Source organism: Pseudomonas sp. p99-361 (assembly GCF_003935475.1).
GTDB classification, from domain to species: Bacteria; Pseudomonadota; Gammaproteobacteria; order Pseudomonadales; family Pseudomonadaceae; genus Aquipseudomonas; species Aquipseudomonas juntendi.
In genome coordinates this window covers 20,336-31,973 of record NZ_RHQO01000008.1, presented here as the reverse complement: position 1 = coordinate 31,973, position 11,638 = coordinate 20,336, and the positions used below count along the sequence as shown (strand labels likewise).

Annotated in this window: 9 protein-coding genes and 1 pseudogene; 6 read left to right on the top strand and 4 right to left on the bottom strand. The window is 60.8% G+C overall.

The window, feature by feature from the left end; genetic code table 11:
- Positions 1–2: 2 nt before the first annotated feature.
- From EGJ22_RS05680 to EGJ22_RS05670, 3 genes are read right to left on the bottom strand one after another with little or no spacing between them, the layout of a single operon-like run.
- Complete coding sequence (locus EGJ22_RS05680) at positions 3–1,214, bottom strand: cytochrome c (protein ID WP_029887986.1); 1,212 nt, start codon at positions 1,212–1,214, stop codon at positions 3–5.
- 2 nt (positions 1,215–1,216) lie between these two features.
- Positions 1,217–1,753, bottom strand: a complete 537-nt coding sequence (locus tag EGJ22_RS05675) for a (2Fe-2S)-binding protein (protein ID WP_029887985.1) — start codon at positions 1,751–1,753, stop codon at positions 1,217–1,219.
- A complete protein-coding gene (locus EGJ22_RS05670) occupies positions 1,746–4,577 on the bottom strand; it encodes a xanthine dehydrogenase family protein molybdopterin-binding subunit (RefSeq protein ID WP_029887984.1) in 2,832 nt (943 codons plus the stop codon). The genes EGJ22_RS05675 and EGJ22_RS05670 overlap by 8 nt, the downstream gene beginning before the upstream one ends.
- 696 nt (positions 4,578–5,273) lie before the next feature.
- Between EGJ22_RS05670 and dsbD the strand changes: the two genes are divergently transcribed.
- The 3 genes from dsbD to dsbG are packed head-to-tail and all read left to right on the top strand — an operon-like array spanning position 5,274 to position 8,585.
- Positions 5,274–6,989, top strand: coding sequence for a protein-disulfide reductase DsbD (dsbD, locus tag EGJ22_RS05665; RefSeq protein WP_029886906.1), 1,716 nt, complete (start codon positions 5,274–5,276; stop codon positions 6,987–6,989).
- Positions 6,989–7,825, top strand: a complete 837-nt coding sequence (locus EGJ22_RS05660) for a TlpA disulfide reductase family protein (protein ID WP_009684802.1) — start codon at positions 6,989–6,991, stop codon at positions 7,823–7,825. The genes dsbD and EGJ22_RS05660 overlap by 1 nt, the downstream gene beginning before the upstream one ends.
- A 1-nt stretch (position 7,826) precedes the next feature.
- The gene (dsbG, locus tag EGJ22_RS05655; protein WP_009684803.1) at positions 7,827–8,585 is read left to right on the top strand and encodes a thiol:disulfide interchange protein DsbG; all 759 of its coding nucleotides are present in this window, start codon (positions 7,827–7,829) and stop codon (positions 8,583–8,585) included.
- A gap of 421 nt (positions 8,586–9,006) precedes the next feature.
- On the opposite strand, the pseudogene EGJ22_RS05645 reads toward dsbG, so the two are convergent.
- Positions 9,007–9,348, bottom strand: a pseudogene (locus tag EGJ22_RS05645) (phosphopantetheine-binding protein); the annotation flags it as partial.
- A 361-nt stretch (positions 9,349–9,709) separates the two neighbouring features.
- On the opposite strand from EGJ22_RS05645, the gene EGJ22_RS05640 reads away from it, so the two are divergent.
- The 3 genes from EGJ22_RS05640 (at position 9,710) to EGJ22_RS05630 (ending at position 11,637) form a co-directional block, all read left to right on the top strand.
- Positions 9,710–9,916, top strand: a complete 207-nt coding sequence (locus tag EGJ22_RS05640) for a hypothetical protein (protein WP_029886908.1) — start codon at positions 9,710–9,712, stop codon at positions 9,914–9,916.
- A 66-nt stretch (positions 9,917–9,982) separates the two neighbouring features.
- Complete coding sequence (locus EGJ22_RS05635; protein ID WP_080709243.1) at positions 9,983–10,849, top strand: McbB family protein; 867 nt, start codon at positions 9,983–9,985, stop codon at positions 10,847–10,849.
- The gene (locus EGJ22_RS05630) at positions 10,846–11,637 is read left to right on the top strand and encodes a SagB/ThcOx family dehydrogenase (RefSeq protein ID WP_080709244.1); all 792 of its coding nucleotides are present in this window, start codon (positions 10,846–10,848) and stop codon (positions 11,635–11,637) included. The genes EGJ22_RS05635 and EGJ22_RS05630 overlap by 4 nt, the downstream gene beginning before the upstream one ends.
- The last annotated feature ends 1 nt before the right edge of the window (position 11,638 follow it).

Here is an 11,638-nt window from a genome sequence, read left to right as displayed (position 1 = left end):
GGTTACTCCGCCTGCAGCTCGGCGAGCTGCTGTACCTTCAGGTCACCGGGCAATCCACCCCAGGCCTGGCGCAGGTAGTTGACCATGTCCGTCACCTGCTGGTCATCCAGCTTACCGGCGAAGCCAGGCATCGGCTGCATGCGCTCGAAGCCGGTGAACTGTTGTTCGCGGATGCCTTCGAGGATGACCTTGACCAGGTTGCGCGAGTCGGCCTGGCGCAGCACGGTATTGCCCTGCATGGCCACGGCGACGTGTGGCTTGCCCTCGCCGTCGACCCCATGGCAGCCGGCGCAAACGTTCAGGTACTGCTGGTGGCCGCGCTGGGCACTGTCGCTCATCTGCGCCAGGGCAACCGGCTGGATGACCTTGGCCGCGGGTGGCTGGTCGCCCAGCAGGTAGGTGGCCATGGCCGCCAGGTCGGCGTCCTCCAGGTGCTGGGTGCTGTGGTGCACCACCGGGAACATCTCGTTGAACATGCTGCCCTGGGCGCTGATGCCGTGCTTGAGGAAGGTGGTCAAGTCTGGCTGGGTCCAGCCCCGCTCAGCCAGGTCCTGGGCCAGCAGGCTGGGCGCCAGGTAACCCGCCAGCAGGCCGCCACTCAGGCGCTGGTCCTGCTGCAGTGCACCGATCGCATTGCGTGGGGTATGGCACTCGCCACAGTGGCCCATGACTTCGACCAGGTACTGGCCACGCTGCCAGGCCGGGCTTTTGCCCTCGGCTGGCTGCAGCTGCACGCTCTTGCCATACAACAGGTTCCAGCCGCTCAGGCCCATGCGCACGTTGAACGGGAAGCGCAGCGCCGTCTGCGGGGCCGGGCGGTTGATCGGCGGTACGGTTTTCAGGTAGGCAAGAATCGCGTCCGAGTCTTCGCGCTTGATCAGGTGGTACGAGGTGTAAGGCATCGCGGGATAAAGGTTGGCACCATCCTTGCGCTTGCCCTGCGTGACTGCTGCGAAAAACTCGTCGCCGCTGTAGTTGCCGATGCCGTACTGCTTGTCCGGGGTGATATTGCTGCCGTAGATGGTGCCGAACGGCGAATGGATCGGCAGGCCGCCGGCATACGGTGCGCCACCTTCGGCGGTGTGACAGGCCATGCAGTCGGCGGCGCGGGCCAGGTATTCACCGCGCTTGACCTGTGCTTCATCGGCAGCCAGGGCCGCCGAACTGACGGCAACACCCAACGCCAGCGCCAATGCGCTACGTACGAAGCCCATGTTCAACCCTCCTTGACCAGGCCGAGGTCGTTGAGCACCTGGCGGGTGGCGTCGTAGTAACGCACGTAGCCTGTGCACCGGCAGATGTGGTGCCCGAGGCTGGCCTCGATACGGTCTTGCACTTCGCTCTTGTTCAGCGGCTGGCGCTGGGCGGTTTCCACCAGCACGGTAGCGGCGTTGACGAAGCCTGGTGCGCAGTAACTGCACTGGAAGGCGAACAGGTCGACGAACTTCTGCTGGATCGGGTTCAGCGTCAGGTTGCCGGCCTCGTCCTTGCTGGCATGGCCTTCGATGGTGCGCACTTTCTTGCCTGCAAAGTAGTGGGCACCGGTGATGCAGGTGCGCACTTCTTCGCAGGTGCCGTCCGGGTTGTCCACGATCACCACGCAGGCGTGGCAGATGCCCTGGCCGCAGCCCAGGCGCGAACCGGTGAGGTTCTGGTGTTCGTGCAGGTAGTCGAGCATCGCCAGGTCGTCGGGGACCTCGACCGGGCCGACCGGTTGACCGTTGAGGGTCAGTTGCAGTGGGCGGTTAGCCATTGAGGGCCTCCTTGATACGGGCTGGGGTAATGGGCAGATCGCGCACGCGCTTGCCAATGGCATGCGCGACGGCATTGCCAATGGCACCGACGACCGGGATCATCACCACTTCGGCAATGCCCTTGGACGGGTCGGTGGGTGACAGCGGCGGCAGAATTTCGCTGGTCTGCTGCCACACCGCCACATCGCGCGCATGCGGCAGGCGGTAGCGGTTGAAGTTCCAGTCGCCCTCCCCGGGCCCGCCCTCGTACATTGGCATTTCTTCGGTCAGGGCGTGCCCGATACCCATGGCGATGCCACCTTCGAGCTGGCCTTTGACCAGCTCCGGCACCAGCGCCCGGCCGCACTCGACCCAGCTGTGGTGGTTGAGCACTTGCACTTCGTGGGTGCCCTTGTTGACCTTGACTTCGACAATGGTCGCCACCGGGCTGTAGTAGGTGACCATGGCGTTGTTCAGCTGGGTATCGGGGTACGCCGCGTTCTGCCGGTCGAGCAGGTGATAACCGTGGCTGCTCATCTGCGCTTTCTTGGCGTTGACCGCGCCGTCGCCGTATTTCACGGCCACGGCGTCGAGCGGGAAGCGCTCGCGCACACCGTCGATGACGAAGTCGGCCTCGGCCCAGCTCCAGCGGTTGAAGCCGTGTACGCTCACACCGGTGACCAGGCCCATGTCATGGGCCTTTTGCGCCAGCTGGGCGAACGGGATCGGTGCCAGGCCGTTGCCGGTCAGCTCACCGTTGACCCACACAGCGTTCTCGCGGCGCACCACCAGCGGGTTGGCCTGCCCGCCGTAAGGCCCCTGGCGCCAGATGGCCATGGCCGCCGGCCACAGGCCATGGTTGAACAGTACCCGTGCCGCTTCGCGAGTAGCGTGGCTGAAATAGAACGCCGAGTTGGTCGCCGACGATGGCGACGCCAGCTTGCCCACCCAGCGCGGGTTACGCAGGGCAGCGTCCTGTTCGGGCTGGCTGATCAGGTACGGGTTGCCGCTGGTGGTCAGCTGCAGCTCTGGCCACTCGGTAACGGCAGTGCGCACCTCATCGGCCGAACGGCCAAGGAAGTCGCTGACCACCAGGGCCTGCGAAGTGGACATGCCAGTGCCCAGTTCGGTACCGATGTGGCGCAGGCTGATGCGCCCGTCGCGGCTGAACTCGACGCTGGCCATCGGCGCTTCCGCGCCAGTCCCGAAGTCTTTCTGGCAGATGGCGAAACCCACGCCGTACCAGTGATCCTGGTCCTTGGCATCCATCTGCTGCTTGCGTGCGTCACGGTTGCGCCACCGGTCGTGCACAGCGGCCTTGTCGAGAATTTCGTACAGGCGCAGGGCGCCGGCCGGCACCGCGCCCTGGGTGTTCTTCATGCCCGACTTCAGCGCGTTGGCACGGCGCAGGTCGATGGCATCCACGCCCAGGCGGCCGGCGATTTCATCGACCATCATTTCAGTCGCCGCCATGCTCTGCAGGGTGCCATAGCCGCGCATGGAGCCCGCCTCCACGCCACGCGAGTAATAGGCAGTCACCGACAGGTCGTTCTGCGGCATGTAATAGATCGACTGCGCTGCGGTCGCACCCACTGCGGCCACCGACGGGCTGTAGTTGATGCGCCCGCCACCGTCGCAGCTCATGTCGGCGCGGAAAATCTTGAAGCTGTTGTCTTTCTTGTCCACCGCCAGTTGGTAGCGGATATCGAAGGCATGGCGCTTGATGCCGCTCTGGAACTGCTCGTAGCGGTCATTGGCCAGGCGGACCGGTACCCCGTCGCCGTACAACGCAGCCACGGCAGCGTAGAAAACGAAGATGTTGTTGTCCTTGGAGCCGTAGCCCACGGTATAGCCGGGGTGCATGTTCAGGGTGTTCAGGGTGAACCGCGACGGCTTGATCATGTGCACGCATTCCTGCGCCACTTCGAACGGGCACTGGGTGGCAACCACGAAGTGCAGCGTGCCGCTGGCCCGGTCGTACCAGCCATTGCCGTTGTCCGGCTCCAGCGCGGCAGGTTCGATGGACGGCGTCTTGTAGCGCTCGTCGAACACCAGCCAGTCCTCGGGCGGGTTGTCCAGCTGTTCGGCCATACGGTTGGCGTAGAACAGCCCCTGCTCGGTCAGGTCACCATGCTGGTTGGGCTGTTTCGACCACACCGGCTTGCGGTTGAGGATGGTGGGGAACAGCATGGAATTCTTCAGGCTGGAGAACTCATCGTCGTCGAACGGCGTGGCACCGCCCACCCGCACGAAGCGGAAGCTGCCATAGGGGTCACGCTGGTACAGCGGCGCCTGGGCGCCGTAGCGGATCGCCTGGTCGTTGAACTGCAGCTTGCGCTTGGCCTGGCGGAAACGCTCGAAATCGTGCCAGATCAGGATTGCCACGGGGTGGCCGATGAACATCGGTACCTTGCCAGGCGGCAGCAGCGGGTCGGGCGAGTGCGCTTCGGGCCAGGCGATGCCGTCCTGTTCCAGGTCGGCGGCGGTGACGACACGGTCTGGTTGCAGGTCTGCCCCCAGCAGGCTCAGGTCATGCCCGGCATAGATGCGGTCAGCCTTGGTGGCTTTGAGCAACAAGGCATGGCCCTGTTGCACCGGCCAGCCCGGCATGTCCTTGGCACGGATGTCGCGGGCGAACACCTTGTCGCCGCAGACCTTGGACAACGCATCATTACGGAAACGCGCCTTGCCGTCGTGGTTCATCCACTTCTGCGGCGAAGTGGTGACGCGTTCCTCCATCAGCGCGGCGAACGCCTGGCTGCCAAGTGGCGCCATGGTCACACCGACACCAGCGACCAGGCCGCCTTGCAGGAAGGCGCGCCTGGAAATATCACGGTTGGACATGCTTGATCCTCTGGGCAGTCGAGGGTCTGCCCTTTCTTCTGATTCTGGGCCTGGCTTGCAGAAAGCTGACCTGAACGTCAACTTTACAGCAATTTAGCGAGGACAGGCAAAGTCAAGCCGACAATATGTCGCGGTGTGTCGGGTTTTAAGCGGGGGGGATCCGTGCTGGGGCTGATAGGTGTTCGCCTTTGGAGATTCGGCGCTTGGGAGATCGAGCGCCGCCCGCGCGGCGCATCGCGAGCTGCGCTCGCTCCTACGCTTGTTTCGGGCCATTTATGCCTGTGGGATTTGCGCGCGAACGCATTGGCGCATGCCTCAATACCGTGCCGTACAAACAAGGCGGTCGCGCGCGCCTGTCACAGGCGTTACTGGCCCGAAACAAGCGTAGGAGCGAGCGCAGCTCGCGATGCTTATGCCTGTGGGATTTGCGCGCGAACGCATTGGCGCATGCCTCAATACCGTGCCGAACAAACAAGGCGGTCGCGCGCGCCTTTCACAGGCGTAACTGGCCCGAAACAAGCGTAGGAGCGAGCGCAGCTCGCGATGCGCCGCGCGGGCGGCGCTCGATCTCACAGGCGCTGCAAATCCCCCGTCAAGCACCGAAAACCCTCACACCCTCTTCAAAACCGCCGTTAACCTTCATTTAATCAACCCCAGCCAGCATGGCCCCATTCCCCGATCTGCCAAGGCGAAGACATGCGCGTTCTCCTGCTCTTCCTGACACTGCTACTGGCTGGCCCCCTGCAAGCCAACCCGTTCGACGTCAAACCCGATTTCCTGCCGGTCGAGCAGGCCTTCGTACTGACCCACGACCGCCAGGCCGACGGCCAGATGCGCCTGTACTTCCAGATCAAGCCGGGCTACTACCTGTATCAGAAGCGCCTCAAATTCGATGGCCTGCCGAGCGATCAACAGCCGCAATTGCCGCCGGCACTCAACCACCACGACGAGTTCTTCGGCGACAGCGCGGTGTACCGTGACCAGCTTGAACTGCTGCTGCCGGCCAACGCCCAGGGCCAGTTGCGCCTGGGCTGGCAGGGCTGCGCCGACGCCGGCCTGTGCTACCCGCCACAGACCACCACCATCGACCTGGGCGGCAGCGTAGCGCCGGCCGCCGAACAAGCCAGCGACCAGGCCCTGGCCAGCGGCCTGCAACAGGGGCACCTGGGCTGGAGCCTGCTGGCCTTCTTCGGCCTGGGACTGTTGCTGGCCTTTACCCCCTGCTCGCTGCCGATGCTGCCGATTCTCGCCGGGCTGGTGTTGGGCAACGGTGCCAGCGCCCGCCGCGGTTGGCTGCTGGCCGGGGTCTACGTACTGAGCATGGCCCTGGTCTACGCCGCCCTGGGCGTGGTCGCCGCGCTGCTAGGCGCCAGCCTGCAAGCCTGGCTGCAACAACCCTGGCTGCTGGGCAGCCTGGCGGGGCTGTTCATCATCCTCGCCCTGCCGATGTTCGGCGCCTTCGAACTGCAGTTGCCCGCCGCCCTGCGTGATCGTCTCGACCGGGCCGGGCGAGGCACCCGCGGCGGCAACCTGTATGGTGCGGCCTTGCTGGGCGCGTTGTCCGGTTTGCTACTGGGCCCCTGCATGACCGCGCCTCTGGCCGGGGCGCTGCTGTACATCGCGCAAAGCGGCGATGTGCTGCAAGGCGCGCTGGTGCTGTTTGCCCTTGGCCTGGGCATGGGCATGCCGCTGCTGTTGCTGGTCACCCTGGGCAACCGCTACCTGCCACGCCCGGGCGCCTGGATGGACCGGGTAAAGGCGGTATTCGGCTTCGTGTTCCTGGCCATGGCGCTGTACACCGTGCGCAGCCTGCTGCCGGCCAGCCTGCTGCTGGCACTCGCCGGTGCCTGGCTGGTCGCCCTGGCCTGGGCAGCCTGGCCGGCCCTGCAGCGGTTGCCGGCACTGCGCGCAGTGCCGCTGCTGGGGGCGCTGTGGGGGGGCTTGCTGTTGGTCGGCGCGGCAGCCGGCGGCGACGACCTCTGGCAACCCCTGCGCCCATTCGCCGGGGGGGCAGCCGCGCCAGCCACTGCTGCGCACGCCGAGGATAGCTTCGTCACCGTCAGCCGCCCAGAAGACCTGCAACGCGAACTCGATGCCGCCAAGTCTCGCGGGCAATGGGTCATGCTCGACTACTACGCCGACTGGTGCGTGTCGTGCAAAGTGATGGAAAAACAAGTGTTCAGCCGCAGCGACGTGCAGGCCGGGCTGGCCGGCGTGCACCTGCTGCGGCTGGACGTGACCGCCAACAGCCCCGCCAGCAAAGCGCTGCTACAACGCTACCAGGTACCGGGCCCGCCCAGCATCATCTGGATCGGCCCAGAAGGCGAAGAGCGCCGCGCGCGGCGCATCACCGGTGAAGTGGACGCCGCCGTGTTCCAGCAACACTGGGCCCAGACCAGGAGTCAAGGCTGATGCTCACCGTGACCCTGGGGCCGCTGACCATGGCCCTGAACCACCTGCTCATGCTCACCGCGCTGGTGATCGCCAGCGTGGTCGGCTGGTGGGTCGCACGGCGCGGCGGTGAAAGCCCGGAGTCGGCGCTGTTCAACCTGTTTCTGCTTGGCTTGCTCAGCGCGCGGGCGGGGTTCGTGCTGGCGTACTGGCCGATGTACCGGGACGATCCGCTGCAAATCATCGACATCCGTGATGGCGGCTTTCTGTTCTGGTCGGGCCTGGCGGGTATCGTGGGCGGTGCCCTGTGGCAGGGCTGGCGCCACCCAGGCCTGCGCCGCCCGCTGGGCTGGGCGCTGTTCAGCGGCGCGCTGTTCTGGGGCCTGGCCAGCTTTGGCGGGCACTTGTACAGCAAGGGCACCGAACTCCCCGAACTGAACCTGCGCAATGCCGGCGGCCAGCCCGTGGCGCTGCACAGCTACCGCGGTACACCGCTGGTGATCAACCTCTGGGCCACCTGGTGCCCACCCTGCCGGCGCGAAATGCCGGTGCTGCAGCAGGCGCAGAGCGAATACCCGAACGTGACCTTCCTGTTCGTCAACCAGGGCGAGACCCCGGAAAACGTCAGCACCTTCCTCGCCACCACCGGCCTGAGCCTGACCCACGTGCTGTTCGACGGCACCGGCCTGCTGGCCCAACGCGTCGGTTCGATGGCCCTGCCCACCACGCTGTTCTATGACGCCCAGGGGCGGCTGGTCGGTAGCCACCTGGGCGAGTTGTCCCGGGCCAGCCTGCGCCATGCCCTGGAACCTTTCGAGCGGGCCGCAGCGCCCGCCCCTGCCGCACAAGGAAACTGAAATGCGATTGACTGCACTGTTGCCCCTGTCCCTGGCCCTGCTGGCCGCCCCCGCCTTGCAGGCCGAAGAGCTGCCCAAGGCGGTTCAGCAACTGCAAGCCAAGGGTGCCGTGATCAAAGGCAGCTTCGACGCCCCCAACGGCCTGCGCGGTTACGCCGCCGAGTACCAGAACAACGCCCTGGCCCTGTACCTGACGCCCGACGGCAAGCACGTACTGGTCGGCAACCTGTTCGACGAACAGGGCAAGGACCTGAGCGCAGAGCCGCTGGAAAAGCTGGTGTATGCGCCGATGAGCAAGGAAATCTGGGCGAAGATGGAGAAAACCGCCTGGATCGCCGATGGCAGGGACGATGCACCGCGCAAGGTGTACCTGTTCAGCGACCCCAACTGCCCGTACTGCAACATGTTCTGGGAACAGGCACGGCCTTGGGTCGAGTCGGGCAAGGTGCAGTTGCGCCACATCATGGTCGGCATCATCCGCGAAGACAGCCCAGGCAAGTCGGCCGCCCTGCTGGCGGCACAAGACCCGGCCAAGGCTTTGCACGCGCATGAGAAGGCCGGCAAGGCCAGCACCCTGACAGCGCTGAAGCAGGTGCCGCCGGCGGTTCAGCAAAAGTTGGCGGCAAACATGGCGTTGATGGAAGAGATGGGGTTGCAGGCCACCCCAGCGATTTTCTACCAGGATGACCAGGGTCAGCTGCAGAGCCAGCAAGGCGCACCACGGCCGGAGATGCTTGGGAAGATTCTTGGCAAGCGCTGAGATATTGGTTGCCAGTACTGGCCCGTTCGCGGGTGAACCCGCTCCTACAGGTACTGCATAAGCCTTGAGAGCGGCGCTATATCTGTGGGAGCGGGCGTGCCCGCGAAACAGGCGACGCGATAGATGCCACCGGCTTTGCCGGTGTTCGCGGCGGTTCGACGCCTCGACAAGCTCGCTTCCACAGGCCGCGTCGCTGGTATCGTCTCACCACACCGAAGAAGTCGTAACGAACTGCCACCGGTTCTACATGCTTGCACACCAGCGCATCGAGCCGTTCGGGAATGGTGAAGCGTTTCTGACCCGCTACAGCGCAAAGTCCTATGATGAAGCTTTCATCAACGCTGCGATGTAAATCCAGTCATCTAGTTTGCATGGCGCGCCCCCGCCGCCAGACATTGGCGGTGGGGGCATAGCCTGCGGTTTACAACCCCTCCAGCTCCGCCATCAGGTCACTTAGCCGATCGACCTTGTCGTCATCCAGCGCACTGCCCTGCAGCCCCTGCACATACTCGGCCAGCTCCGCCACGGTACTGCACTCGAACATCGCCCTCAGCGGCACGTTCAACTGCAACTGCTTCTGCACCCGCGAGGCTATCTGCGTGGCCAGCAACGAGTGCCCGCCCAACTCGAAGAAGTTGTCGTGCACCCCGACCCGCTCAGCCTTGAGCACCTCGGCCCAGATACCCGCCAGTACGTCTTCCAGCTCATTGCGCGGTGCCTGGTAGGCCTGGCCGCCGATGGTGATCGCCGGCAGGGCCATCCGCAAGTAACTAGGTCGTGTATTTCGGAAATAATAATTAAATTTTACATTTTGAAACACTGAATTTTGCATCTCAAGCAATAAACGCCATTCATCTCAAACAGAACATCCCCAACTCAAACACATATCATTCCTACTAGAGATACGGGCTACCCCTGCATCACAATAGGAAATTTCTCACACTTGCAATCAGTCCTTGGTTTTCCGTCAGAAATACATTTCAGAAAAATCCTACAACACCAACCAGAACTCAAACATGAAATACGATCCTTAGTGGCCAATCATCTTCGGCAAATTTGACGCATATGAAATATCAAACTAAACCCACAGGACCCCGGACCACGGGGCAACCAAGGAGACTTCAATGGACACTCAATTTGGCATCAATTTGATGGATCTGACCTTCGACAACAACTGCGATATGGAAGCCGAATTTTTTGGCGGATCAGGAGGGGCAGGTGGATGTGGCGGTAGCGGCGGCTGTGGCGGCGGGGGTGGATGCAGCGGCGGAAGCGGCGGCTCCGGCGGTAGCGCTGGCAACGCCATCACTCAAATAGCGCAGGAGGACTGACTCACAAATATACACGGGCACCTGCGTTAACTATCGTCGGTGCCCGTCTCAATCGAAGGGGACAAAATGAAAACTTTGAGAATATACAATTACGAAATCCTAAACTTTGATGCACAACCTACAGTTTTCTCATCAAAAGGATTTACAAGAATAGACGACCCCAAACTCGTAAATACTCTTCACCACATGATTGAAAGACAGTCAACAGAAATAACACAGCATGAACTTACCAAGATCCTCGAAAGCGAATCACTTCAGCCCCAAAAGGCTATCAGCTTCTTGAAAGCCATATCAATAATCGGAGAACCCCGTCAACCACCTCATTTCAAAAATGTTACCGTATGCATTGACTGGGAAATCCCAGACACATTAAAAGAACACATAGAACAAAGACCAAACAACAAAATCAAAATCATAAAAACACCGCAACTCAATACCAATAAACACCCGAACCCAACGCTATTTGTTCTTGCATGCTCAAAATTAAAACCAGATGAACTAAGAACAAATTACACCAATTTATTAAAAAACAATCCAGATTGTGGGATCAGCGTAGGCTTTATAAGCAACCACTTTTTCCATTTAACAGAAACACATATACCCTCGATCGGAAACCCCTGTGCTTTTTGTACCCTGGACCGCATAGCACACTATGAAAGCGTACGAGCAAGCCAGCATCACTGGAGCAGAATATGGAGCTTCTGCCAGTCAAATAATATTGATCTTCCAAAGACCACCCTTGATGAGTGGCAGAGCACAATCATTCTGGGGACCATCGCCTCTTTCACTAACAAACTCACGCACTTTCAAAAATCGAAAGTAACTCAGGATCAAATTTTGCGCTCTAGAACATTGAATCTGACTGACGGCTCATTTACAGAGGACTGCAGCATCCATTGGTCTCTCTGCCAGTGTAGTGGAGAAATGTTATGACCCTTCCTCATGACTATTATCTAAAATTCGTATCCTCAGAAGTACTGGACGAAACGCTAGCGTTCCACGCCAAAGGGAATTACACAATCCACACCATATGCCAACACGCTAGCACTTTACATCACATTCCATCAAAAGAACTCGAGGCGCTGACTGGCAACGAATTACCCTTAAACATTCTAGAGAAAGAAGCCCCAGACCAATACTTCACATTGTCGCCACTCAAACCAGAGCATTACTTAAAAAGAAATGAGTCATGTGACTGGTTTGTAGAACGACCACTGGATTTTGAAACGATTCAATCTTTAACAGCTCCTCTATTGACACAAGAAGGACATTCCTACAAAAGAGGCTATCCGAGCGGTGGCGCGATCTACCCAATCGAAGTATTTTTTGTAAATCTAGATAATAGAATTAGTCGTTGGCCATCTGAGAGCAACGTTCTACACCTTTTACCCTCCTCGAAAACATTTGAAACCAACAGCCCTCAAATTGACGCCACCAAGCTTACGCAAGCAATTATACCTAAAGTATCCAATATTGGACGCCCCGCCCTAGCTTTGCTTTACATAGCCTATCTTCCGAAAGCATTATTCAAATATCGCTATAGAGGCTATCGCTTAGCACTCATGGAAGCAGGCTCCATGTATATGTTAATAGATTTACGCTGCAAAGAGCTGAACTTGCAGAGCAGGCCATGGTCAGGCTTCACTGATTACGAGATAACCAAATGCCTAAAACTTAACCCTGCGCTTTTCACCCCCCTATGTGTTCAATTTGTGGGCTAAC